This window comes from Mycobacterium sp. NPDC050551, assembly GCF_040674075.1.
Classification (GTDB): Bacteria; Actinomycetota; Actinomycetes; order Mycobacteriales; family Mycobacteriaceae; genus Mycobacterium.
The window spans coordinates 1,133,865-1,158,986 of sequence record NZ_JBFARC010000001.1 but is presented as its reverse complement, the minus strand read 5'-3'; the positions used below and the strand labels follow the sequence as shown (position 1 = coordinate 1,158,986).

Sequence of the window (25,122 nt, the reverse complement as noted above, 5' to 3'; positions counted from 1 at the left end):
GACGATCAGCCTGCGATTCGAATCTCGCTCGCTTTCGGCCCGACGTACGGACGCAACGTCCGCTTTCGAAGGATTGATACATGGATTCCTCAGGATTGTTTTCACATCCCGACCGGCAAGAGGCCGCACAGACACAGACGCCCGAACCGGTGAAGTCACCCGCATTCTCCGACAACGGCTCCTCGGCGCCTGATTCGCATTCCTCGTGAACGGCCTGAGCGGGTCGCGGCGATTGGCGCGGCCCGTCAGGTTGGCCCTGGCCAGCCGCTCCGGCGGCCACATCGACGGTGCGTGGTGGCCGCACACGGGGTCGGTCGCCCACGAACTGCCGGGGCTGATCGAGTGCCTGCACAAGCCGCTCGGTGAGATCCTCGACATCGCCATCAACTGGTCGGTCTCCGAGGGACCGCTCGACCTCGACACCATCGTCAACGGCACCCGGTCGGTGGAGTCGGCGAAGTTCCGGCGACCCCGCCTGATGGTCGTCGACGGCCGCGACGGCTGCCTGAAACTCCTGGTGATCCCGCACATGACGTCGCCGGCCTTGGGTTCCATCGTGATGCGCTGTGCGGCGGCCAAACCGTTCCGCGAGGAGGACCGGGGTGGCAAGCAGGCCGAGACCGCCGAGCTGGTGATGCAGACCGCGGAGGTCGAGAGCGCTAAGTGGACCGCGCTCATGCGCGACGAGAAGGCGGCAGCGAAAAAGACTGCGCGCAAGGCGAAGACGCCGGCCTAGTCCTCCAGCGCCCGACCGACGATCAGCGGGTCGGGCTCGCCGACGACGTCGGTGTCCTTGTCGTCGTAGTCGAACTTCGACAGCAGGAACCGCATCGCATTGAGGCGGCCGCGCTTCTTGTCGTTGCTCTTGACGACGATCCACGGCGCGTAATCGGTGTCGGTGGCGACGAACATCTGCTCCTTGGCGCGGGTGTAGTCGTCCCAGCGCTTCACCGACTCCAGGTCCATGTCGGAGAACTTCCAGTGCCGCAACGGGTCCACGAGTCGGATCGCGAACCGGGTGCGCTGCTCGAGCGGTGACACCGAGAACCAGAACTTGGTCAGGTTGATGCCCTCATTGACGATCATCTGCTCGAACAGCGGTGCCTGACGCATGAATTCGCCCTGCTGTGCCTGGGTGGCGAAGCCCATCACCTTCTCGACACCGGCGCGGTTGTACCAGGACCGGTCGAACAGCACCATCTCACCGGCGGTGGGGAAGTGCCGCACGTAGCGCTGGAAGTACCACTGCGACTTCTCCTCCTCGGTGGGCTTCTCCAGCGCGACGGTGCGGGCGCCGCGCGGGTTGAGGTGCTCCATGAAGCGCTGGATGGTGCCGCCCTTGCCCGCGGCGTCGCGGCCCTCGAAGACGATGACGTGCCGCGCGCCGGTGCGCTTGCTCCACTTCTGCAGCTTCAACAGCTCGATCTGCAGGTTGCGCTTGCACTGCTCGTACTCGCGGCGCGGCATGCGCTCGTCATACGGGTAGTGCTCGCGCCAGGTCTCGATGGGATTGCCGTCGCGGTCGAGCAGGACGGGGTCGTCGTCGTCCTCGTCGTTCACGGTGTAGCCGTGGTCGGTCGTCGACAGGGCTTCAAGATCGATGTCGGTCTCGCTCATGCCACCCACATTTAGCAGATCGCCGCGGCCTTATGTTCAGGGCGTATCGTCGCCGATATCGGGCAGCTCTTTCGAGCGAACATGCCTGACTATGAAGGACACTCTCATGGCGTCGCCGACCACATTCCGCAGTCCCTACGACGTCCGCGTGGAGCTCGTGAAGGACACGATCACCGCTCACTCGAAGCTCAAGGACGATGTCGCCGGCGAACTCGCCGTACACGTGCTGCATGCGCTGAGCTCGATCCCCGAACGGGTCCGCTGACGCATTCGGTGCCTTACTCGCCACGAACGGCAAGGATGACCACCCGACTCAGTCCGGCCGACGCGATGGCGTTGTGTGCCCAGACCCCCACCACGCCCGCCGACACGCTGTCGCTGGTCATTCTCTCGGGAGCGGAAGACCTCAGTCACGAGTTGCTGTGCCGGCAGATCGCTGCTGCCGTCCCTCAGCTGCCGCGTTTCCGAAGTCGGTTGCTGGACAAGCCGTTCGGCATGGGCCAGCCGGTGTGGGCAGAGATCGAGCACTACGACGCCGCACGTTACGTTCACCGGGCGACGGTGCCGGCGCCAGGCGGCGTGCACGAGGTCGCCGACCTGGTGACACGGCTGAGTGGTACCTCGCAGCATCTGCGCCGACCGCTGTGGGAGGCGTGGACGATTGACGGTCTCGCCGGCGGCCGATGGGCGATCGCCATTCGCATGTCGCCGGTGCTGGCGGAGAGAGGCCTGGGCGTCACGGCGCTGTGGGACACGATGCTGAGTGACACGCCGACACCTGAGGTCCTCGCGGCAGAGGTCGGACCTGGCTCGGCGCCGACGACAGGTGCGCTGGTCGCCGACATGCTCAGCGAGATGATGGAGAACCAAGTCACCGGTAGCTGGATGGTGGCGGATGCTGTTGCCGCTGCGCTGCATTCGGTAGGTGACCGGCTGCAGGAGGCACACACGAGGGTGCTCCTCGGCCCTGCCGTCGCATCGATGCGTGGCCCGGTGCCGACGACGGTCTTCAATGCGCCCCTGACGAAACGGCGGTCGATCGCGTTCGCGACCGCGCTGCGCACCGACGTGGAACTCGTCAGCGACGCATTCGGCGGGAGTGCCGCCAACGTCCTGCTGGCCGCATGCACGCTGTCGCTACGGGCGTGGCTGCAGCGCCACCACGTCGTTCCCGACGAGCCGCTCGTGATGGCGGTCGCGGAGGGCGATGTGCGGGTGCCAGTTCAACTCGACGACCCGGTGCAGGTGCTCGTCAACATGCACACCGCGACGGAGAGAGCGATCAGCGCCGACACTGAATCTGACGAAACTGACCGTGGTGGAAATGATTTCACGACGGCGATGTCGATGGTGTGGCCGCGGGCGGCTCATGCCGGCATGCAGCTGTACAGCGAACTCGGGCTGGCACGGCGTGGCGGGCCGACGTGCCACGGAAGCATCTCGTTCCTCGGCGAGAGCACCGGAACGCTCTACTGCGCCGGTGCCGAGGTGGTCGGGATGTACACCGCCGAACCACTGGTCGACGGCTGCGGGCTGAACATCACCGTGACGTCGCACGCCGACTCGCTGGACGTGTGTGTGAGCGCGTGCCCGGACAACGTCGCCGACGTCGACGACATCGCACGCGGTGTCGCGGAGGCGGTCGACGTCCTGGTGGCGGCGGCCCATCGGTCGCCGCGCGGACAGGGCCGGTCCGTCGTCACGCAGATGGCGTCGCACAGCAGGCGGGGCTGACACCGTTAGATTCGTACGGTGACGGGCTCAAAGTGGACGGTGGACGGCTCACACGGCGAGCTCGTGGTGACGACCGGCGTCACCGGCCCGGCGGCGAAGATGGGCCACCGGCTGACGATCGCTTTCACGTCCTGGACGGCCTCGGTGGAATGGGACTCCGATGAGCCCGTCGCGGTGGAGGTGACGGTCGACGTCGACTCACTCGAGGTGCTGCGCGGCGAGGGCGGCGTGAAGGGACTGTCGGGTCCGGAGAAGATGCTGGCGCGCTCGAATGCGCTGGGCGTGTTCGACGCCAAGAAGTTCCCGACGATCACGTTCCGGGCCGACGACGTCGCTCCGATCGACGACGGCTACCGGCTCACCGGCACGTTGGAGATCCATGGCGTCGCCCGTGAGCAGGCGGTCGACGTGCAGGTGGCGGGCACCGGCGACTCGTGGCAGCTGTCATGTGACACCGAGATCCTGCACTCCGACTTCACGATGAAGCCCTACTCGATGGTGATGGGCGCGATGAAGGTCGAGGACGCGGTGGCCGTGTCGTTCAGCGCGGAGCGTCCGAAGGACTGATGTGATCCCGGATGAAGTGCAGCACCTCATCGGCGGTGGCGAAGCCGCCGAGGTGGCTCTCCTCCGGCCGCAACACCAGGGTGGCGTCGGGCAGCATGTCGATGGCCTTCTGTGCGTCGGCCAGCGGGACGATGTGGTCGGAGTCGCCGTGCCACCAGCGCACGGGCGCCTGCACGTCAGCCAGCTTGAAGCCCCAGTCGCGGCCGAAGAGCCGGGCGTCGTCGACGATCGCCTGGAAGCCGCCCTTGGAGAGCAGCACCAGGTCGTCGATGAACATCCCCTCCATCTCGGGGTCGTGCAGAACCTTCTGGTCGCCTTCGGGCGTGGTCCGGGCGTAGGCCAGGCAGCCGAAGTGCGCGATCGGCAGGACGGGCGTCAGCAGCGCGGACATCGTCGCGGCCAGCGGCCGGCGCAGGCTCTGCAGCACCGGGGCCAACTTGCGGGCGAGCTCGACGGCGCCGGTGGCCAGCGCGTCGGGGCCGACCGACGGGACGACGCCGCCGAGGACCGCGACCGCCTGGACGCGGCTCGCCAGGGGCGGGACGGCGGCGCAGGCCAGCGCGTAGGGGCCGCCACCGGACAGGCCGACCACGGAGATCTGCTCGGCGCCGAGGATGTCGACGACGTGGTTGACGTCCGCGACCCAATCGGCGATGGCCTCATAGGCGTACGGGTCGGACAGGCCGGAGCCGGGCCTGCCCAGGACGATGACCCGCAGGCCGAGTTCGACGGCGGCGCGGCGGCCGCAGAGCGGGAACTGGCGGCGGCCACCGGGGGTGCCGTGGAACCACAGCACGGTGTCGCCGTTGGGGTCGCCGAACTCGGCGAAGCCGATGCGGCGGCCGTCGGGGAGGGTGAACCGGCCTTCGGCGCGCGGGTCGTCGACGCGCGGGACGCGGTAGGGGTGGCGGATCAAGTCGTTGAAAGATGTCATCTCGGGAACTGAATGTAACGGTGCCGTTGCCTCAAAGGCGAACTTTGGTCAGGCGCAGCCCACGGTATACAGGCGCCGCGCGCACAATCGCGGGATGGCTGACTCCCGTCCTCGCCGATCCAGGCGGCTCCTGGACTCCATCCGCAAGGAGATCCCGGAGGCACTGGCCGAGGGGCAGGACCACGACGACGCGCAGGTCGCGGCCATGCTGCGGGAACTGGGCATCGCGCTGATCGAGTGTGAGCAGCCCGCGCAGATGGTCCAGGCGCGGCTGCTGACGATCGCCGCCCAGTACACCGACGAGACCGTCCGGATCGTCGCGCTGCCGACCGCGCTGGTGGTGCAGGTCGGCAACATCGCCTACGAGGTGGAGACGGTGGTCAGGCCGACGACGCAACTCGACCTGGCGGGCCGCGTCGACGCGATCGCCGAGCTGGCCGAGGTCGGCGCGATCACGCCGGCGGACGCCGCGCGCGAGGCCGCTCTCGCCCGGTCGATGCCACCGCGGTTCGGCCCGCTCACCACGGTTGTCGGCTACACGATCACCACGCTGGGCTTCGGCATGGTGATCAACCCGACGTGGGCGTCGCTGTGGGGCTACGTGTTCCTCGGCTTCGTGGTCGGCGTGATCCTGATGCTCGGGCGGCCGTTCCCGACGCTGAGCGCGGTGCTGCCGACGCTGGCGGCCGCGGTGGTGACGATGCTGGCGACGTGGTTCGTCGCCGACGCGGCCAACGACGGGTTGCTGCGGGTGATCAGCCCGCCGCTGGTGGCGCTGCTGCCCGGCCTGGCGCTGACGATCGCGGCGATGGAACTGGCCAGCGCGCAGGTGATCTCGGGCGCCACCCGGCTCATCTACGGCGTCACGCAGCTGGCGCTGCTGGTGTTCGGGGTGGGGCTGGGAATCCACGTCGCGGGTCAGCTGCCGCCGCAAGCGCCGTCCCCGCAGATGGGTCCGTGGTCGCTGTACGTCGCGATCGTGGTGATCGCCGTCGGGATCTACTTCTACCTGTCGGCGCCGAAGGGATCGCTGCTGTGGCTGGTGGCCGCAGTCGGCGTGGCGCTGGTCGGCCAGCAGGTGGGTGGGCTGTTTCTGTCGCCGACGCACGCCGGTGCGGTCGGGGCGTTCGTGGTGGTGCCGTTCGCGATGCTGGGGGCGCGGGTGAAGACGTCGCCGCCGGCGATCGTGATGATGCTGACGGCATTCTGGTCGTTGGTGCCCGGCGCGCTGAGCTTCGAGTCGCTGGGTGCGGCGGTGACGGGCGGGGGCGACGACCTGTCGACGCTGGGAACGACTGTCGCCGCGATCTTCTCGATCGCGCTGGGGACGCTGATCGGGTGGAGCGTGTTCATGACGATCCGCGGGCGGAGGCGGTGAGGGCGGGGCATCAGCCCGCCGCCAGCTTCACCAGTTGCCCGAATCCGTTGCCGTCGAGCACATAGACGTTGCCCGCGGCGTCCACCGTCACGTCCCGCGGACCGCTCAGGCCGCTCACCGGCAGCACCGACTGCTCGCCGGAGCCGGCGGCGAGCGTCACAATCTGGCGGTTGTTCGTGTCGACGACGTAGACCTCGCCGCCGGTGCCGATGGCCAGTCCGTCCGGTTCGACGTTCTCGGACAGCGGCATCGCCGTCTGGTCCTTGCTGTTGAACTCCAGCTTCACCACGCGGTGGTGCGCGCCGTCGTTGGCGTAGACGCTGCCGTCCTTGTCTACGGCGATCGCGCGGATCCACGCCAGGTCGGTGAACGGCAACACCGCCTGGAGCTCGAGGGCGGTGGCATAGCCGACCACCCGCTGCCCGTCGGCGACGTACACGTTGCCCATGTCGTCGACGGCGAGGTGCTGCGGGTTCTCCAGGCCGGTGAAGGGGAGTGCGGTCTGCTCGCCGGTGGCGGCGGTCCACTTGAGGACCTTCTTGTCGTTGGTGACGTAGACGTTGCCGTCGGTGTCGACGGCGATCCCGCCGAGCTGGGTGAGCCCGGTGAACGGTATCTCGGACTGGTCGTTCGAGCCGGCTTCGATCTTCAGCACCTTGTTCTGGTCGGCGATGAAGACGTCACCTTTCGGGCTGGTGGCGAGCCCGAATGGGAACGTGACGCCCTGCAGCGGCACGACCGACTGCCGCGGGTCGGGTGCGGGCGTCGACGAGGGTGCCTTGGTCACGGTGAACGGCAGGTTGGCCTTGCCGATCTCGTTGAGCGGATCCATCGTCACCGCTGAGACTTCCAGGCCGCCCTTGCCGTCGGTCATCGACGCGTCGAGGGCGACGCGGTACTTCACCGACACCTTTTTGCCCTTGGGCAGATCCTGCTCGTCGGTGTAACCGCCGAGGTAGTCCATGCCGGTGCCCATGGCGGGGTGGTCGAGCGCGATCCAGTTCTGCGTGGCCTCGTCGAAGCGCTCGATGGTGCCCTCGGGGATGGTCAGCGGATTCGGCGCGCAACTGCAGTGCTCGAGGGCCAGCACGATACCGAACTTCGGGTAGGCGACCGGCGAGTTGTTGCACACCGTCACGTCCACCTCGACCGGCGCCGCACCGGGCTGCAGCGTCCCGGAGGGAATGCCGTTGACCGACACCGACACTCGGGCGTCGGCCGGCACCGCCTCGTAGGGCTCGGCGGTCGGAACGGGCGCGCTCGCCGGATTGACAGCGCAGTCGGAAGTGTTGGCCGCGGGAGTCGTCGCCGTGGTCGCCGTGCCGGTGTCGGTGGTCGACGAGCAGGCGGCGAGGGCGAGGCTGACCGCCGCGAGCGCGGCGAGACGCCGGAGGTGCTGTGTCATGGGGTGTGTCCAATCAGGCGAGGAGGGAGGGGATTTGGGTCCGGGGTACGTCGACGAGCGGGAGTAGCGCGGGAAGAAGGCCACGGTGTCGTCGGTGAATGCCGCCATCGCCGTCCCTTGCCTCAGGCCGCCATCGGTCGACGGCGGGTCGTGGAGGTATTCGATGACGTAGCGGTTGCTACCGAACCCAAGTTCGGTGATTCAGCGCGCCGGTCAGCTGGGCGGGTGCTCGTGCGCGGTCGTCGGTGGGGCGTCGTCGTCGGGCGGCGGTGTGAATGCCTGCGTCGGCGGCTCGGGGCGCTTGATGCGCAGCGCGGTGGTCGGCGCGGCGATCTGTTCGGTCGGTGGCGCGGGGATCACCGTCGTCGAATCCTGCGGCCGCCGGACGATTCTCGGCAGCGGCGGCGGGACGACGGTGGTCGCCGGCTCCGGCTCAGGCAGGGGTGCGGGCGGTGGCGTCGCGGCGGCGGTCTCGCGTCGGCGCGCCAGGAGCCCGGCCAGCGGGCCGGTGAACAGCATGGCGACCAGCACGGTGAGGCTCAGCAGGCAGACGACGACGTCGAAGGTGCTGGTGATCTGCTGGGCGAGGTTGTTGCCGTAGACCGCGTCGGGTGAGGGTTCGGCGTAGCGCGGCGCCAGTGCAAGGCCGATGGCCAGGTTCGCGACGGTGAAGGCAGTCAGTACCGCGCTGAACGCCGCGATGACGGTCGCGGTGGTGTCGCCGCGGCCGAGCTGGCGGTGCAGCCACCGCGCGATGATGCCGGTGATCAGGTTGAACACCGTCATTGCGACGGTGTCGTACAGCGCGCGCGTCAGGTCGAGCGACTGGGCGATGAGGTAGTCGACGACGCGGCATGCTGCCGCCGCGAACGCCCAGAACGCGATGAGCGTCAGGCACTTCTGCGCGGCCGAGCGGTAGGCGCCCAGCGTCGGCGGCTGGATCTGGAAGACGGCGTAGAGGGTGGTCGGGGCGACGATCGCCGCGGCCGCCGCCCAGAACAGGTAGCCCTCGTAGCCGATGGCCGCGGTCGACGTGTTCTGCGCGACCCCGTGAAAGGCGTCGATGTCGCGACCGACGGGCAGCACCCACACCAGCGTCGCGGCCAGCGCCGCCGAACCGCCCAGCGCGGTGGTAGCCAGCCGGGCGGCGGCGGACCTCTCGAGCAGCCAGCGCGACGCGATGATGACCGCGATCAGCGCGACGGCGCCGTAGAGCAGCGTGGTGACGATGACGGCGACGTCCTGGCCGCCGAAGTCGACGTTGGTGACGAACAGGTAGCGCAGCCGCCAGTAGAGGTTCCAGGCCACCGCCAGCGTCGCCAGTCCGATCGACACCGCGCCCAGCATCCGCGCCACCGAATACCACCGACGGAAACGGTTCTCCTCGATGGTGACGCTGGTGATCGGTGGCTGCGCGGCCAGCAGCGCGCCGCCGAGCCCGACGATCAGGCCGGGGCCGATGCCGGGCGGCACCAGCCCGGTGCCGCCGTCGCGCAACGTCTCCAGCAGGTGGTAGCCGACGAAGCCGATTGCGACCAGGACATACGGCAGGCAGACGAGCAGCCGGACGCGGCTGAGCAGGCGGGCGTCGAGGTCGGGATTGGTGAGCCGCAGCGGGCCGACGCGGGTGTCGACGGTGGCGCTGACGGCGAGCAGCGTCACGGCGATCACGAGCACCCACAGCGACGTCCTGCCGCCGAAGGCGCCGAGGCCGAAGTCGAGGTTCCACGGCAGCAGAAGGCCGAGGACGAGCAGGACGACGGCTTTGACGTCGCGGACCAGGTTGGGGCGGGTGGGCACGTAGCCGGCGCGGGGCGATCGGCCGAGGCCGGGCGGGGTGGTGCCGGCCGCCGCGACGGTGGGAGGCGCGTCGTAACGCTGGTCGCTCACCTGACGATCCTCTCAGTGATGACACCTTGCGGTGTTGGCACCTCAGCGTGCTCATTTTCGCCCCTGTCTACAAGGGGGGACTCGGGTAGCTTCGAGGCGGTTCGACGAGTGAGTGAAGGAGTTGGCCGGTGGACGTAGTCCTCGGGGTGGCGGTCACCGGGCGCGTTGCTCGCTTGGCGATGGTCGGCTCGGCGGCCTCGGGTGGCCAGGTGTTCGACCAGTACGCCCTTGACCTGCCCGACGGCGGGATGACCGACCTGGCCGAGACCATCGTCGGCACGTACCGCGAGGTGGCCGAGTCGGGCAACCGGGTGGCCGCGATCCGGCTGGTGGTGCCGGACCCGTCGCAGGCGGAGACGCTGCGGCAGTCGGTGGTGGGCGCGGGCGTGCCGAACGTCGACGTGGTGGCCGAGACCGAGGCGGCCGCGGCGCTGGCGCGCAGTGTGGGTGCCGACGCGGCGCTGTTGCTGTCCGACGATGACACGGTGTCGCTGACGAGGGTCGGCGAGGACGAGGACTCGACGTCGGTGCTGGCGTCGCTGCCGATCGGTCTGTCCGGTGCGGCCGTCGCGAGTGCGGCGGTGCTGCAGTCGGTGCCCAGCGGGGAGACCGTGCGGATCGTGCTGGTGGGTCAGCGGCTGGATCTCGAGTCGATCGCCGCTGAGCTGAATACGACGGTGCCGGTGGAGGTGCCGCAGGATGCGGGGTATGCGATCGCGCGGGGCGCGGCGCAGACGGCGTCCGACTCGGGACTGCCGGCGGGTGCGGCGACGATGATGGCGCCGGCGGCTGTCGAGGCCACGCAGATGGCGCCCGCGGTGGGCGACGCGACGCAGATGGCGCCCGTAGCGGGTGACGCGACGCAGATGGCGCCGGCCGCTGGTGCGGCGACGCAGATGGCGCCGGCCACGGATTCCGCGGCGGTGGGGCCGCTGCTGGCGTACTCGGAAGAGGGGCCGGCCGAATACGAGGTGCCGTTCGAGCAGATGGAGGAGTTCGTCCCGGAGTTGGAGGACGAGCAGGCGTACACGGCGATGATCGCGCCGCCGCCGCCGAAGACGGTGTTGATGGGCAGTGCGTTCGCGTTCGTGGTGGTGGCGTTCGCGACGCTAGCGGCGTCGGTGGCGATCACGATCCGGCCGGTGGCTGATGTGCAGGCGCAGCCGGCGCCGCCGTTGCAGCCGCAGACGGTGCCGGGGCGGTTTTTGCCGGAGGTGCCGCATCAGCCGGACCCGGTGGCGCTGCCGATCGCGGTAGTGTCGCCCGCGCCGTCGGCTCCGGCCGTGCGGGTGCCGGTGAATCGCGGACCGAATCCAGTGGTGCCTGCGCCGGTGCAGATTCCGGGTCCCGTACCGGTGCCGGGCGCACCGATCGTGCCTGCGGTGCCGGTGCCGGGCGTGCCGATCGTGCCGTTCAACCCCTTCAACCCGTACCCGACGATTCCGACGTGGACGACGACGGTGACGACGTCGGTGACGCCGACCACGACGTCTCCGACTACTACTAGCCCCACGACGACAAGCCCGACGACGACTACGGAGACGACGACCGAGACGACGTCGGAGGAGACGAGCACGCCGACGACGGTTCCGACGGTGCCGCCGGAGCCGGAACCGGAGCCTGAGTCGCCGCCGTCGCAGGCGCCGGCGTACTCGCCCCCGCCGGAGGAGCCGGCGTACTCACCGCCGGCCGTCGCGCTGGAGCCCGCCGCGCCTGAGCCCGTCGCACCGGAACCGGTCGCGCCGGAGCCGGTGGTTCCGGTGGAGCCGGAGCTCCCGTCGAGTGGGAGTGGCGGCTCGTATGACGGGCCGACGCTGACGTTCCCGGAATCGCCGTAGGCTGCCGGTTTACCCTTGACATGCCGCATCGTGGGCTGGCAGTCACCAATCGCTTATCGGATCCCGAGACCTTGCCGCCGGCAACCCGGCGTTCTCGGTGCGTCGCCGCGTAAACGAGCTCCGTTTTAGGGATAGCCCCGCCGCCACTGTAGGCAACCGATGGAAACTTGAAGACGCATGCCGTAAATTCGCGCGTTACGCCATTCGGCGATCGAGCGTTCACGCGACCTCACTAGACAATTGAGGGCCTGGCTATACATTTATGTTCTACGCGGCAGTCCACCTTGCTCGAGTACGTGCAAGACTGCACGCGCGCACGCCTTGGCAGCAACTTGCTGCCGTTCGTCTTTGTCCTTACCTTTGTTGTGAGCGTAATCGCACACAGCTTTGACGACGAGCCACTCAACGTTCTCTCGGCTGCCGGTGGACAGGATTCCACTTCCCTCCATTTCTCCACCGATCGCCTCTGGATACCTCGATTTCAATTCGTCTCGGAATTCGCGATTGTCAAGTAATTTTTCTCCTGACAAAATTAGCCCCGTCTTCACCTCGATACCGATGTCTTCGAGCCTTGAATCGCGGAACCGCGAGAGTAGTCGCGTAGCGCCGTACGCTTCGCTACCGCGGTTGACGACGATCTTCTGACCCGATTCCGCTGTGCCGATCTTGGATAGTTCGTACGTGGCCAATCGCTCCGAAATCAGGACCTGGCCTATTGGTTGCTTCTCGTCCATAGCGAATGCCACACCAATCGAGATAAGCGCGCCAGCGTTTACATCCTCTACGGCATCTCTCGCGGTTAATCCGGAACCGCCCGGGCCTCCAGAACCCATACTGCTGCGCAGCAGCGCCACCGTTGCATTTCCGACAGGACCGTAGAGCCAGTATACGTTAGTGCGTCCGTTATGAATTTGGCCTGTTAGCCCTCTTGACTCGAGCGCTGAACGGATCGCCGCAGTCTCTATGTCGTTCACGGTCATCAAGACAACATCAGCTCTTGTCATACTGAAATCACTTCGTGCCATCTCTAGCTTAATCCCAACATCCTTGTTTAGTTCAGTTATCGATTGCGCAAGCCAATCTAATCGAGCTTCGGCACTCTGCCACCTCTGCTCCAAATTATCCACAGGTGAAGATGGCGCCACTGCCCCTCGCCGCATTGCTCGGAGTAAAGTGTCTCGGATCTCGACCCTGTGGTTGAAGAGTGTTCCGAAATCAGAATGCGGCACAACCGGACGAAACGCGCGCAGAATCCACCGCACTTTCGCAGGGACCATGGTCGAGCATGAAGCCTGCCTGAAACCGAGCCAGTGAACCCACGCGTCAAAGTCAGTGTCCTGGCGGTCGACTACGTCAGACAAGCTGCAGTAGTCGAGAAGCATTCCAAGAAGCTGAACATCGTAGATAGGAAAGGTTCTCGACATATTGTCAAAATGCCCAAGCTGAGTTATGCCGGTTACAATGTCGCCGTTAAGTTCATCAAGGTAACCCGAGGTGAAACTCCGACTAATCTGGCGTCGAATGTTGGCCGCCACTTGAACGGAGCTCTTATTATCACGAATATATGGTTCAAATAGACTGAAAGTGATGGCACGCCCATCGCGCTGATTGAGCCCTGCCTTAATTGGCTCAGCAGCGGCGAAGCGAGGGATTATTATCGAAGACGACTGCACGCCAGAAGAATTTGAGTCAGCCCACGACCATAAACTAGTAGACAGCGGCCCGGTACTACCCGATTTGCGCTGGTATGTTGGAACCGCCCATTGGATGGATCTGTCTTCTTCGAAGTAGCGAGGGTATCGATGCGCATCGTGTGCGTACGCTACTCGGCGGTGTTCAAGAAACTCGGATTGCGTGGCATCTGAACTTATTGTAGTCAATCTATCGAAAAGCATGAGCGCCTCAAGTTCGTCGAGTGCCCAGGTTGGTAGCGAATCGTTTTCCCACAAAGCGGAAAGTCCGCAATACAGCACATCGTCTGTCAGGAGCGCAAGCGTTCGCAGGACCTTAATGGCGTCTTCGGCCGGCAGGCGACCTGCTGCAGCGCCCCACAGCTCGCGATCCAGAAAGTGCAGATAAACTGCCATAGGCTTCTAATCGGTCAGAGCAACTCGTTGAGTTCGTCGAGTCTACCGAGGGCGCGAACTACGTCGTCCGTTCGGTCCGCAAGGAGGTAAGAGAGTAGTACGGACTGATCCAAGCCCGAATGGCTGGAAACTTCCTTTTCGAACGCAAGTCGCGTCGGGTCGACTGAACGAATTAAGTCGGCCGATGTATCGATCGAAAAATAGCGAACCGGTTTTCCTAGTCGCTTGGCTTGGGAAATTTCAATGAGCACTCCATCTGCGAGGTCTTCGCCGAAGACCCAAGCCTCATCGCTCACTTCGAGAAGTCGGCGATTGCCCTCTCGTATGAGAGATCGCGGGACACGATCACTAAGAAAGTAGTCAAATACTCGGAACGGATTCAACGGAACGTAGCCGCTCCGAAAAACGAACTCGCAGACAGCATCTCGGCAATAAAAGAAGTGCTTCGATTGGGCTGTGTAGATCATCTTTCGCGGATTCACGAAAATTCCGTTCGTGCAATGGCGAGACCTGCCACATATCCACTGAGCAGAGCCGCCGTGAGTCCGCGAAAAGTGCCCGCGGCATCCCCCGCGACCCACACGTGGGGTGCGTGCTCAACCGCGAGTGAGTCAGTGTGTCTAGGGTAAAACACAACGCCCTCCAAGGCAGGTCCGATAGCCGTAGCATCCGCCAGTACACTCGAACCGAAGTGTCCCACAAGTCTTCCGATCCCGTGTCGGAGACTCTCCGTCAGCTCATCCCCGAACACATCGGCCAGCGGTCCTCGACCGGTCATAGCAAACTCGGCGAGCGGTTGCTGAGCCAGCTCCCCCGCTGATTCGATTCTCTGCCGCAACGAAAGCCATAAAGGCTCGGCCGCAGTCGGGTCTGTGATCCGCACGTTGAACCCTACGTTCGAATACTCGGTGAAAGGCGCGTCAGCCCGACCAGACGCGGTGGTAAGGCCGCCAATGGCGGTCTTGATCACCCTTCCCGACCGACAGCAACAGAAGGTGCGCCACTCAGTGCCACTCAGGTCATCGCGAAATATGAACTTTGGGTCAGTTTGATTGACTGCATCCAGAAAGAAGGCGTTGTTGTGCTGCTCAATTCGGATCCCGACTTCAAGCCTGAGCGCACGCCAAGCGTCTCGCGGAAGCCAGTCAGACATGAATGCCGGACCGAACCTCCCGGTCGCGATCAGAATCCTATCGGCGTAGATTACTCGCTGGTCTTTGAATGTTAGTTTCCAAGCTCGGTCCGCCCAGCAGACGCTGTCCACTCGGGAACCCAGACTGAAGTTCGGTACTTCACCAGCCAGCGAACCGATGATCTTCTCTCGTTTGACCTGACTCACGTATTTCGAATCATACTTCTTCACTAAGCGGTAATCGGGAATATCAAGGGCGGTCGGCAAATCGGGCGCATCGGTGCCGACATCGCCCAGAACGCGTCGCAGCCATTCATAGGCGACATGAAGATAGTCGCTACGGAGCTTCCAAAGTCCGGTGGCCGACGGCCAGAATGAGAACTTCCCGTCGGAATACAGCCCAGCGCCACCAACTCCCGACACGACGGTTTGTGGGTCGTCCTTAACTCGGTCTGAGAGCGCGGGGCCAGCATCGACTACTATCGGCTTCATCTTGGCAGCTGATACGGCTGCGGCAAGTCCGGCTGGTCCGCCGCCGATGATCGCCAAAGGATAGGTGAAACTGTCAATCGACATTAAGGCGCCGCCGTATGAGACAGAGGGTGCTCCACCGATCATTCAGAGCCGATGTCGGGATTGAGGCCTCTCGTGAATTTGCTCGGGCCTTGCCCGGTCCGGACTGAAACTTTCTGGGCCATGAATAGTAGTCGATTACTGCTTCGGTGTCACAAACTTGCAGGCAGGGCTGGCGTTCATCGGCGCACACTGCTCGATGAATGGCAGGCAGGAGGCATCTGAAGATCACGCCGGCTCGAATCCTGACTGATCAAATTTCAAAGTCTTTGCGTTTTCAGATACGGTCCGAATTTTGCTTTCGTCGAAGCCGGTTGAGTCGACAGCTTCAATCTCGATTTTTACGACGAGATTAATGCCCTGCTCGCGCAGGTTGGCAATCACCTCATCGGCAATCTTCTTGAAATCCATCGCGATCTTATCGGAGCTGAGTGTTTTCACTCCGTAGAATCGGGTAAAGGCGATGTCGATCGGGCCGATCCCAGTTCCGGTTGAAGTCCCGGTTCGGAATCCAGTGTCAGTCCTAGCGCTCATGCCGGTGTCAGCGCTGGTGTCGGAACTCGCATCTGTTGATTGTTCGTGGCGTCGTTGATTGGTCGCGACGTCGGGACGCACCAACAGCAACGAGTCCGCTGGATTGGGTGCTGAGTTGGTGTCTCCGGGGATCCAAAGTCCGACAATCCGTCTTGTGGCAGTGTCGATGCCTGTTGCCAGGGCAAACGCGTCTGTCTCCCAGATCATCGGAAGGTCCAGGACACCCTCCTCTAGAACGCGCCGATCCCGCAGGCGCGGCATGTACGGGTACCGGCAGTACAGCCCCCACAGCTCGCCGAGGGTGACGTGGCCCTCCTTCCAAATCTGTGGCACCTTGTTGATGGCCAGACGAATGGTCACTGCGGCTTGGCGAACGGATAGATCACCGTCGTTTCCGAGCCGGCGGGAGACGCGCTCAGCCAACGACTCCGACTGGCCTTCGACCTTCGTTTCACGCACGACGAAAGGAGCACTTGCATCGGGTTGTGACGGGACCAATGCCCATGTGAACGATTGTAATAGCCGCGACTTCACCGTCTGGTCAGCCTGCGACTGGCGGGTGGTTGCCTGATTCTTCTGGTTTTGGGTCAGATCCAGATCGGCCTCGTTGGCCAGTACATGCGTCCAGCCGAGGTAGTCCCGCGTGGCTGCACCGAGTTCCTCGAGCCGCGCTTCGTCGGCCGCGAGAAACACCAGCATGTTCCGATTGGTCCGGTTGGCGGTGCCGCGGTGCTCGGTTGCCTCCTGGGTGAACGCTCTAGCAGGTGAGTCCAATCCCCGCTTGTGCGCAACCTTGGGATGCAGGATCACTAATCGGGCTTCATCGGTGTCTGGGATATCGGCGTTTGATTCGGGGCAGACGTGCACACCGGCGAAGTCGCCGCGGGACTTGGCCTGTGCTTGCAAACGGCGGACGATCTCCGCCCAGACATCCTCCTTATGCAGCTGCTCAGCCTGGTCCTTGGCGGTGCGAGTGATGTTGGCCTGCAGGTCGTACCAGTACTTGCCCGACCCGGAGTAGAAGTAGGTAGCCCGGTCACCAAGCTGCGTCAGGGCCGAGTGAAAATTCCCGGTGACGTCACCGGGTACCGCTGTCCCGAGGAACACCCGCTGGGTTTCCAAGCCCTTGTGTGCCGAACCGATGGTCGGGGCGGCACCGAAGAACACCGTGCGCGCGAGCCGTTTCGTAAGCGACCGCTGTCCGAAGAGCGGCTTCTCTTTGTCGATACGGGCCGGTTCCGACCCCGGCCCGTCGACATCGGCGTCGATGATCGCCTTCCACGAATCCTGAAGGTACTGGGTCAGTTCGGCGTTCACGTTCGCCGTAGCTAGGGGGATCGAGCCAGGCATGATCAACGGTGAGGCGTCCTCACCTGTCCACAGCGCGTGGATCACGGTGCTCATCAACCGGAGGACACCGCGGGTGCGTTGGAAGCGCTCCAGCGAGGACCATTCTTCGTAGAGACGGTCGAACAGCTCGGGGTGGATTGGGTAGGTCCGCTTGATGCGGTCTTCGTATGCGGTGTCGCGGGATTCGCGTGGAAAGTCGTCGGTGTACTTGCGATACATGTTGACGTAGGCGCGCGCGGTGGCGCCGATCGAGGCGAGTGCAGCACCATCGGGCTGAATGAACAGGCGTTGTCGGACGATCTGGTAAGCCTCGGCAGAGGACGCTGGCCGCCATTGCTCGGCGACGCGGCGCACGACGTTCTGCAACCGTTTCAGCGCTTCGAGGCCGTGCGCGCCACCCACTTCCTCGGCGTTGCCGACGACGGCGTTGCTGGCGTCGCCACCGGTTTCCGATGCGGGAATCGAAATGACTAACAGGACGCCGGGAGTGCCCTTCGCGGCCTCGGTGAGCGATTGTGCAAAGGTGAATTGGTCATCGAAGGTGCCCCCGGCGAGGTCGTCGCGGCCAACAAGGGAGCGGGCGTAGGCAACCCATTCGTCGATAAGGATGACGGCGGGCGTGTACTTGGCGAGTAAGTCGTGCAGGGCTTCGCCCGGTGTGGTGCGGTCTGCGTCGGCCTTGGCGACCAAGGCGTAGGCCTCGGAGCCCCCGAGTTGCCAGGCCAGTTCGCCCCAGATGGTATTGACGTGGGTGCCGTCGTCCTTGGTCGTTCCCGACGGGCTGAAGTGGTTGCCGACAATGGCGACACGGCTGACCTTGGCGCAGGTGTAGCCGTTCGTGGTGAGTAACTCCTGGGTTTCCTGGGGGAACTCTCCGACGGGAAGCCCGGCTGCGACGTGCCACAGTGCGAGCATCGAGTGTGTCTTGCCGCCGCCGAAGTTGGTCTGCAGGTTGATGACCGGTGGCGCGTTGTCGTCCCGCGACAGTCGACGCACGGCTCGGCCGACTAGGTCGGTTAGGCCTTCGGTGAGGTAGGTGCGGCGGAAGAACTGAACCGGATCGGCATAACCAGAATCCTGTTCACCGCCGAAGGCGACCTTGTAGAGGTCCGCGGCGAATTCGGACGCGGCGAAATTGCCGGTGGCGACGTCGTGGTGGGGAGGCAGCACGTCGCGCCAAGGCTTCAACCCGGCCGCTCCGGGGTTGTCGACGGCGGCCTTGAGTGTCTTTTTATCGTCCTTATCCGCGGTCACGCGGCGCAGATTGAGTCGAATCGCGTGAACCTCGTCGGCCTCCGTCGCGGCACCGATCAATTTGAGTAGTCGCTCGCCGGTGTCTAGCGCCCGGTATGCGTCGTCGTCGCTGAAGGTGCCGTTGTGGGCCCACGTGTTGCGGACTTCACGGAGTTCGATGGCGAAGGACTCTCCGGCTTTGCCCAACGTCTTGCTGAACGGGTACCAACCCGGCTTGAACCCGTTGGTGATGCTCGTTTCGGTCAGCATTCGAAACTGCACCTGAGGGTCGAGCGGATTGTAAGTCTTGTCTGACGGCGCGCCCTTCTTCCCGTCTCTGAGCTGGACGAGTTTCGTCCAAGCCGCTCCGAGTGCTGGATCACCCTGGCCGATGACGGAGGCAATGAAATCGTCCAGAGCCGGGGCCACCGTCTGAAACATCCGGTCGATGCGGTCACGGTTGCTCAACGCCATGTCATTTCAACTCCTTTTCTTCGTCCAGTCGCCTCACCGGCGACCTTTGTTCGGGCTTTCACGACCTGTGGCCTCACGATTCCTCGCTTTCGAAATCGAAGCCGGCTTGCGTGCTGCTCGATTCGGCGCCTGCTCTGGCTGCATCCAAGATCTCGGGCCAGCTGGTGACCAAACTGTTGAAACTGAGTGCATCCTTGGTCCAGCCATCGGCTTCGGCGATACGGAACAGCAAGTGCGCGAGCTCTTTCACCAGGTCAGAATCAGCCCCTTCTGGGCGGCTGAGGGCGGCGCGCAAGAAGTCTCCGGCTGGGCCGATGCCATCGCCATCTAGCCTCTTAATGAGGTGGTGCAGGACTTCCCAGTCGCTCGTGTAGGGATCGGCGAGGATGTCGTAGTCCGAGCTCAGGTCGGACGGTCTGATTAGCTGGACCTTTCCAGCTCGGCTGGTGAGGATACCGCCGCGGTCCATCGATTCCACGGTAGTGTTACGGGCATTGGCGAGGTTGTTTGCGTCACCGAAAGTGCCGACGCCGTAGCCGTGTTGGCGGTACCATGCGATCGCGAACCGGCTCGTCGGATCGAAGTCACCTTCCTGCTCATTTAGTACCTGGTCGAGGATCTCATTGATGCGGGCCAGCGCGGAGCGCACCGACATATGCGAGCCGTCGGGTTCCAACACTGCTGCATAGCGGGAAAATACCGCCATGCCCGGACCAATTGCCGCTTGGGGTAGGTCAACTGGTGCAATCGCGCCCTGCTGCAGTTCCTTGAGCGCCGAGGGGAGTTCAGCTTTAAGGGCCTCGACTAATTGTCGACGATCAGTGCTGAGAGCCTCCGGTGGTCGTGGGCGCAGTGCTAGAACAATGGATGAAGCAAGGGCGTTCGTCCCCGATCCAATCATGCGGCTGCTTAGTTCACTACGTACTGGCCATGTAGCGGTTACTGCCCATCCGGAGCCGATCATCCCTTCTAGCAGTGTCTCCCAGCCCGATGAGGATTCTCCGTTCTCGGTCGTGTCGGACTGTTTGAATGCGTAGTAGACGGTCATTGGGAAATCAGGAAGCGCCGATTCGCGTGCCCGCCGGAAGACCTGTCGGAACCCCTCCTCAAAGAACTCATGAGCACCGACTTTGCCTCCGTGGCGATACGGATTGGCAACGAGCTCCTCGGCTTTAGGCACCAACATCGTGCCTAGCAGCCCTGGGTGAATCGTTCGCAATGAGCTGCGTAGCCACACGTAGAAGAAGTCTGACAAGTCGGAGTAGCCAATGTTGTCGTAGTAAGGAGGGTCGGTTGATATGAGCATGCCGGTATAGGGCCGATTGGCCGCATCCGCTTGAGTGGCATGTCCTGCGTGGCGTCCGGCCAGCGCATTCAGGACTTCCACTTCGGATTGGACGACTGCGGTCAAGCCGCCGCCACTTCCGGTCAACGGGTTGGCTTCGGCGAAGTCCCATGTCATCGGGATCGCCTGGCGCTGAAATGATCCTCGCAGCCTATCCATTCCGGATTCCCAACCACACATTGTATTGTTGCGTGCTAGCGCCTTCGACACTGAGAATCCGAGGTATGTGGCAACGGCGTCGGCGTACGCCACAGCCTCATTCCCGCCGTCTTCAAGGCGATCGCCTTCGGGCATGCCTGCTGCGACGGCGTCGAAAAGCACCTTTTCGCGAGCTTCAGTCACCAAGTTGCAAAAAGTAGTGAGCGCGGTAAGCTGTCTTGGCGTGAAGAGGTCAGCGAATGTTGTCATACCGAATGCGGGCGTTGAAAACCAGCGAGGATTTATTGCAACATCACCGTTCGGTGTGTCAGACGGCACCTCGACCTTTGCTGCCGCTTCGTCTACCTGGGTAGGACTGAGGTAGACACGAGTTCGATCGCCTTGAGCGACAGTGGCGATAAGCGTTGCGCCCATTCGTCCACTTCGGCCTTCACTGCGAATGTAGTCGAGTTCAACATTAGCTCCGCAACCCGCACATGTTGCACTGGTGCGGCCTACGGTTCCGTCTTTCTCCTTCGCGGGCGCATCGGTCGGGTCGTGTCCAACAGAGAACTGGATTGCACCGTCGGTGAGCGTCGGAACGACGTAGGCCTCCCGTCCTTTCTTCTTGCCCAGCCACCAGGAGCGCACCAGGGGCATCACAATGCCACAGGCGGGGTTGGGGCAAGTGACAGTACGTGCCCAAATCCAGGCAATCACCAGCGCTTGGGACCCATCCGGTAATAGTGCCTTTGGATAAAGGTGCCCAACGCGTCTCTCGGCTTCCTCGCGTATCCATCCGCCATAGCGGCGTACGTCTTCGGCAAGTCCGGTTGCACCGGGCCAGGGATGAACCAGTTCATCTCTCGCGACGTCCGGTGACACTGGTGGATATCCGCCGAACTTCGGTGGAATCTCAATAAGCGCCTTATTAATCAGCACCGCAACCGGATTCAAGTCCGATGCGTGTGCGTCGAGTCCAAGTCGCTGAGCCTCGAGCGGAATGGTTCCGCCACCAGCGAAGGGGTCGAGGATCGGCGGGGGATTGGCACCGGTTGACTTCAGAATCTCGGCGTGTGCTTCGGCGAAGAGCTTCGCATCTTGCGAATTATCCCATAGGACGAGCCTTTCAATTAGCCTGTGCAGCCGTTCGCGCTCCTTACGCTGCAACTCCTCGGTGGGGAACTCGTCGGGATTGGAGGACGGGTCGTCGACGAGTTGAGCGAACAACACAGCGCGGGCTGCGGCGAGTGGCCGGCGTGCCCACCACAGATGCAGGGTGGAGGGGTGACCGTGCCGGATCGACTTCTCTCGCGCGGATTCCCGGTTGATGGCTTCCAGTGGCAGCGCGACCTCGATCAGCTTGCGCTTCGGCGTGTGGTTTTCAGACGTCATTAGAAGGGTTCAGTTCCTTTGTGCCACATTTTGTTCCAGTCGCCGCGGACGCCGGTGGCGTCGAAATCACCGAGATCGGTCGATGCAAATGGGTTGTCGAGATAGCGCACGTCGTCGCGGTCTGGGCCTCGCGGGTCAACCTTGACCAAAGCCAGTCGGTAGCGCGGCGCCGCATTCTTGCCGACCATTACCTCGTTGTGCGTGACGAAGAAGTCGGCCGCGCCGTCCAGTCGGGCCTTGACCTCGATGCGGTAGGTGTCGCCGCTTGCCTCCGAAGAAAGAATGTCGAAACCCTTGTTGTTGTACACCTGCTCGACCGGCGTACGGCCAAGCGCTCGTTCCGTCGCGATCACTAGATCGACACCTCGGCGCTCGACCTCTTTGGTCTCCTTCGCATGGATCGGCGCCGACGCTGGCAGCTCGCCATCGACCATGGCTGCGGGCAAGATCAGGGCTGCCGTAACGATGCGCGGCGGCTTTGTCGACATCAGCGCCTGCTTGTCGAGCAGTTCGAGACGGTCGCGTAGCCGCGCGTCAAGCTCGACCGCCTTGCGGTTGAGGCTTTCAGCCGATTCCTTCGGCTTCTCGCCGGCCTGCTCCTTCTCTGCAGCCACGGCGGCGTCGAGGAGCATCCGATCGCGTTCTCCCTCAAGCCGTTTGACAACCAGATCGCGGCATTTCGCCAGCTCGGCAGCCCGCCGCGGTTGCACTTCGGCCAGGTACTCGGGGAGTTGGGTCGTGATGATCCAGCTATTGGCGCGGTCTTCGGCGTCGGCCAGCCAGGGGAGTTGGCGCGCTGTGGCGATGGCTGGTGTGTCGGGTGCGGCGACGCAATCGAGATAGGGTGCCGGACCTGCAGGCGTCACGGTGCCGCGGCTGTCGACATAGGCGTAGCCGAATCGTCGGGACAAGGCAGCACCTGTTGCGTCGGCGACCTCTTCGACGACCCCAACAAGCAGGTGAGGCTGTTCCAGCGTTGCGGATACCAGCACGGTGCCGCTGTTGAGGGTGCCACCGAGATGTCGTATTGCTTCGACCATGACCGCGTCGTGCAGCGGATGTCCCGGTGCGAGCAAGTCGGCGCGCGCCAGTTCATCGGTGTGCACGTGTTCAAGGTCGAAGGCGACGCGGTCGTACTTGCTCGCGATCGGTTGGTACTTGCTGGCCCTGATTTGCGCTGGAACATTGGCGATTTCGTAGCGGCCGCGTTCGCGCTTGGCGATACGGCCACCGAGTCGGGTGAACGCAGCCTTGAATGCCAGTTCGATGTAGTGCGGTTGGAGTCGACGGGCGCGGGCTTCGTCCATGGTGGCGCGAAGTTTGACGAGGTCGGCGTCGGCGAGGTGGTCCGAGGCCAGTGCTCGTTCGTCGAGTAGGTCCTTGAGCCCGTCGGACACTTTGTGGTCGATGACTTCGTGCATCTTGGCACGTATCTCGGGCAGTTCGCCGTAGCGGATGGCGTCCAGAAGCAGTTCCCGAAGGGGAGTGTCCGTGAATGCTTCGCCGAGGACATCGAAGACCTTGCCACCATAGGCTTTCCGTTGCTCTTCGATCTTGGCGAGCAGCCGGACGAAGACGTCACCTTCGCGGGTGTTGCTGGCCACGATGTTCCAGAGGCGGCAGACCTCTTCCTGGCCGATGCGGTGTATACGGCCGAAGCGCTGCTCGATCCGGTTGGGGTTCCATGGCAGGTCGTAGTTGACCATCAGGTGCGCGGCTTGCAGGTTGAGGCCTTCGCCCGCGGCATCGGTGGCCAGCAGAATCTGGCAGTCCCTGTTCTTGGTGAACTCCTCAGTTATGATGCGCCGCTCTCTGCGCCGCACACCGCCATGGATCGCCTGCACGGCATTGGGCTTGCCGATCAGGGTCCGGATGCGCCCGGCCAGGTAGTCGAGCGTGTCGCGGTGCTCAGTGAAGATGATGAGCTTGCGCGGCCATCCCTTCGCATCGACGGTCAGCGCCTCGTCCTGGAGGATCCGGCTCAACTCGGTCCACTTGCGGTCGGTACCGGAGTCACGAACCTGTTTGGCGACCGCCGTCAGCTCTGCCAGCTCGAGCAGTTCGGCGTCGAGCTCGTCGACCGTCTGCGCGGCGGTGGCGGCGTCGAGCAGCTCCTCCTCGAGTTCCTCGACCTGCTCGGAGTTGTAGTCGTCGGCGTCGAGTCCTTCGACGTCGATGGTGGGGTCTTTGTCGGTGTAGGTGCCCTTGAGGATTTCCTGCTTCTTGCGCTCGAGCCGCTCCGTGCGGCGTACGAGGCTCTTGTAGATGGCTTCCGGGCTGGAAGCGAGGCGGCGCTGCAACACGGTCAGGGCGAAGCCGACGGTGTTCCTCCGCTTGCCACCCACACGGTCAGCGCGGTTCATGCCCTCACGGACGTAATCAGTTACCTGCTTGTAAAGCGCATACTCCAGCTCGGTGAGCTCGTAGGGCACGGTCTCGGCGCGGCGCTCGGGAAAAAGCTTCTTCCCCTCGAAGGTCAACAGATCCTCTTTGACCATGCGCCGCATGACGCCGTCGGTGTTGGCGGTCTTGGTGTGCTTGCCTTCGAAGCGGTCGCGGTCGAGCAGGGTGAGGAAGAGTTGGAAGTCTTCCTCCTTGCCGGAGTGTGGCGTGGCGGTCATCAGCAACAGGTGCCGGGTGATGCGGCCGAGCATCTCACCGAGCAGGAAGCGTTTCGTCTTTTCCAGCTTGCCGCCGAAGTAGTGGGCGCCCATGCGGTGTGCCTCGTCGACGATGATGAGGTCCCACTCGGTTTCCTTAAGCTGGGCCTGCAGCTCCTCGTTTCGCGACAGCTGGTCCATCCGTGCGATCAGCAGTGGGTTGCTTTCGAAGACGTTGAGGTTGACGTTGGCGTCGATGAGCTGGTTGGTCAGCAGGTCGAAACGCAGCCCGAACTTGAAGAATAGTTCGTCCTGCCACTGTTCGACAAGCCCGCCGGGGGCGACGATCAGGCATTGACGCACGTCGTCGCGCAGCAGCAGCTCCTTGATGTAGAGGCCGGCCATGATGGTCTTGCCAGCGCCTGGGTCGTCGGCGAGCAGGAATCTCAGAGGGGTGCGGGGGAGAAGCTCGCCGTAGACTGCACGGATCTGATGAGGGAGCGGGCGGACATCGCTGGTGGCCACGGCCAACATCGGGTCGAACAATCCGGCCAGGGTGATCCGCTGGGCCTCGGCGACCATCTTGAAGTCGGTGGCGTTGGCGTCGAAGGCCCGGCTGCCGATCTGGGCGACGGTGAGGTTGTCTTGGTCCTTGCGGAACACCACCTGCTGGCCGAGTGCGCCGTCGTTGGTCTTGTAGGTGAGTTCCAAAGCGTCGGTGCCGTGCCATTGGGCAAAGATCACCGTGATCACCTGGGCTGGGATCAAGCCGTCGATGCGCAGGCCAGGCTTCAACTCTTCAAGCAGCACTATTCGTCCTCCCCTGTAGACAGCTGACCCAAGCTAGTCGACCCGCCCGACAATATTCGACGATCGGTCGTGATCTTGATAGGTCCGC

15 protein-coding genes are annotated in these 25,122 nt (G+C 63.9%); 6 read left to right on the top strand and 9 right to left on the bottom strand.

The window, feature by feature from the left end; translation table 11 throughout:
* Positions 1-205 precede the first annotated feature (205 nt).
* Positions 206-736 (top strand): DUF5994 family protein, encoded by a 531-nt coding sequence (locus AB0K11_RS05525; protein ID WP_364973089.1) that lies wholly within the window; start codon positions 206-208, stop codon positions 734-736.
* On the opposite strand, the gene ppk2 is transcribed toward AB0K11_RS05525, so the two are convergent.
* Complete coding sequence (ppk2, locus tag AB0K11_RS05520) at positions 733-1,617, bottom strand: polyphosphate kinase 2 (protein WP_364973086.1); 885 nt, start codon at positions 1,615-1,617, stop codon at positions 733-735. The genes AB0K11_RS05525 and ppk2 overlap by 4 nt on opposite strands.
* A gap of 106 nt (positions 1,618-1,723) precedes the next feature.
* Between ppk2 and AB0K11_RS05515 the strand changes: the two genes are divergently transcribed.
* The 3 genes from AB0K11_RS05515 to AB0K11_RS05505 are packed head-to-tail and all read left to right on the top strand — an operon-like array spanning position 1,724 to position 3,918.
* Positions 1,724-1,882, top strand: coding sequence for a DUF6307 family protein (locus tag AB0K11_RS05515; protein WP_364973752.1), 159 nt, complete (start codon positions 1,724-1,726; stop codon positions 1,880-1,882).
* A gap of 35 nt (positions 1,883-1,917) precedes the next feature.
* Positions 1,918-3,351 (top strand): wax ester/triacylglycerol synthase domain-containing protein, encoded by a 1,434-nt coding sequence (locus AB0K11_RS05510; protein WP_364973084.1) that lies wholly within the window; start codon positions 1,918-1,920, stop codon positions 3,349-3,351.
* A gap of 18 nt (positions 3,352-3,369) precedes the next feature.
* Entirely contained in the window at positions 3,370-3,918 is a 549-nt protein-coding gene (locus AB0K11_RS05505; protein WP_364973082.1) for a YceI family protein, read from the top strand.
* Here AB0K11_RS05505 and AB0K11_RS05500 read toward each other — a convergent pair.
* Positions 3,893-4,852: an alpha/beta hydrolase gene (locus AB0K11_RS05500; protein ID WP_364973080.1), complete on the bottom strand. Its 960-nt coding sequence runs from the start codon at positions 4,850-4,852 to the stop codon at positions 3,893-3,895. The genes AB0K11_RS05505 and AB0K11_RS05500 overlap by 26 nt on opposite strands.
* Positions 4,853-4,946: 94 nt before the next feature.
* Between AB0K11_RS05500 and AB0K11_RS05495 the strand changes: the two genes are divergently transcribed.
* Complete coding sequence (locus AB0K11_RS05495) at positions 4,947-6,230, top strand: threonine/serine exporter family protein (RefSeq protein ID WP_364973078.1); 1,284 nt, start codon at positions 4,947-4,949, stop codon at positions 6,228-6,230.
* A gap of 10 nt (positions 6,231-6,240) precedes the next feature.
* Here the strand turns inward: AB0K11_RS05495 and AB0K11_RS05490 are convergent, their stop codons facing one another.
* Together AB0K11_RS05490 and AB0K11_RS05485 are read right to left on the bottom strand one after the other, a co-directional pair.
* Positions 6,241-7,635: a hypothetical protein gene (locus AB0K11_RS05490; RefSeq protein ID WP_364973076.1), complete on the bottom strand. Its 1,395-nt coding sequence runs from the start codon at positions 7,633-7,635 to the stop codon at positions 6,241-6,243.
* Positions 7,636-7,848: 213 nt separating this feature from the next.
* Complete coding sequence (locus AB0K11_RS05485; RefSeq protein ID WP_364973074.1) at positions 7,849-9,525, bottom strand: hypothetical protein; 1,677 nt, start codon at positions 9,523-9,525, stop codon at positions 7,849-7,851.
* Between the two features lie 128 nt (positions 9,526-9,653).
* Here AB0K11_RS05485 and AB0K11_RS05480 point away from each other — a divergent pair, with 128 nt between their 5' ends.
* Positions 9,654-11,363 (top strand): hypothetical protein, encoded by a 1,710-nt coding sequence (locus tag AB0K11_RS05480; protein WP_364973072.1) that lies wholly within the window; start codon positions 9,654-9,656, stop codon positions 11,361-11,363.
* A gap of 260 nt (positions 11,364-11,623) precedes the next feature.
* Here AB0K11_RS05480 and AB0K11_RS05475 read toward each other — a convergent pair whose 3' ends face one another.
* The 5 genes from AB0K11_RS05475 to AB0K11_RS05455 form a co-directional block, all read right to left on the bottom strand.
* Positions 11,624-13,450, bottom strand: coding sequence for a hypothetical protein (locus tag AB0K11_RS05475; RefSeq protein WP_364973070.1), 1,827 nt, complete (start codon positions 13,448-13,450; stop codon positions 11,624-11,626).
* A 478-nt stretch (positions 13,451-13,928) separates the two neighbouring features.
* The gene (locus tag AB0K11_RS05470; RefSeq protein WP_364973068.1) at positions 13,929-15,158 is read right to left on the bottom strand and encodes a hypothetical protein; all 1,230 of its coding nucleotides are present in this window, start codon (positions 15,156-15,158) and stop codon (positions 13,929-13,931) included.
* 225 nt (positions 15,159-15,383) lie between these two features.
* Positions 15,384-18,746 carry a Swt1 family HEPN domain-containing protein gene (locus AB0K11_RS05465; RefSeq protein ID WP_364973066.1) on the bottom strand — a complete coding sequence of 1,121 codons (3,363 nt, stop codon included), beginning with the start codon at positions 18,744-18,746 and terminating at the stop codon, positions 15,384-15,386.
* A 73-nt stretch (positions 18,747-18,819) separates the two neighbouring features.
* Positions 18,820-21,624 (bottom strand): DUF1156 domain-containing protein, encoded by a 2,805-nt coding sequence (locus AB0K11_RS05460; RefSeq protein ID WP_364973064.1) that lies wholly within the window; start codon positions 21,622-21,624, stop codon positions 18,820-18,822.
* On the bottom strand, positions 21,624-25,034 hold the full coding sequence (locus AB0K11_RS05455) for a helicase-related protein (protein WP_364973062.1): 3,411 nt from the start codon (positions 25,032-25,034) through the stop codon (positions 21,624-21,626). Before AB0K11_RS05455 ends, AB0K11_RS05460 begins: the two co-directional genes overlap by 1 nt.
* Between the last annotated feature and the right edge of the window lie 88 nt (positions 25,035-25,122).

What these genes read in the sequence shown, in the direction of transcription:
- AB0K11_RS05475 (WP_364973070.1), bottom strand. Translation starts at nt 13,450, where the DNA reads ATGGCAGTTTATCTGCACTTTCTGGATCGCGAGCTGTGGGGCGCTGCA.
- AB0K11_RS05495 (WP_364973078.1), top strand. Translation starts at nt 4,947, where the DNA reads ATGGCTGACTCCCGTCCTCGCCGATCCAGGCGGCTCCTGGACTCCATC.
- AB0K11_RS05465 (WP_364973066.1), bottom strand. Translation starts at nt 18,746, where the DNA reads ATGGCGTTGAGCAACCGTGACCGCATCGACCGGATGTTTCAGACGGTG.
- AB0K11_RS05490 (WP_364973076.1), bottom strand. Translation starts at nt 7,635, where the DNA reads ATGACACAGCACCTCCGGCGTCTCGCCGCGCTCGCGGCGGTCAGCCTC.
- AB0K11_RS05500 (WP_364973080.1), bottom strand. Translation starts at nt 4,852, where the DNA reads ATGACATCTTTCAACGACTTGATCCGCCACCCCTACCGCGTCCCGCGC.
- AB0K11_RS05460 (WP_364973064.1), bottom strand. Translation starts at nt 21,624, where the DNA reads ATGACGTCTGAAAACCACACGCCGAAGCGCAAGCTGATCGAGGTCGCG.
- AB0K11_RS05470 (WP_364973068.1), bottom strand. Translation starts at nt 15,158, where the DNA reads ATGTCGATTGACAGTTTCACCTATCCTTTGGCGATCATCGGCGGCGGA.
- AB0K11_RS05515 (WP_364973752.1), top strand. Translation starts at nt 1,724, where the DNA reads ATGGCGTCGCCGACCACATTCCGCAGTCCCTACGACGTCCGCGTGGAG.
- ppk2 (WP_364973086.1), bottom strand. Translation starts at nt 1,617, where the DNA reads ATGAGCGAGACCGACATCGATCTTGAAGCCCTGTCGACGACCGACCAC.
- AB0K11_RS05510 (WP_364973084.1), top strand. Translation starts at nt 1,918, where the DNA reads ATGACCACCCGACTCAGTCCGGCCGACGCGATGGCGTTGTGTGCCCAG.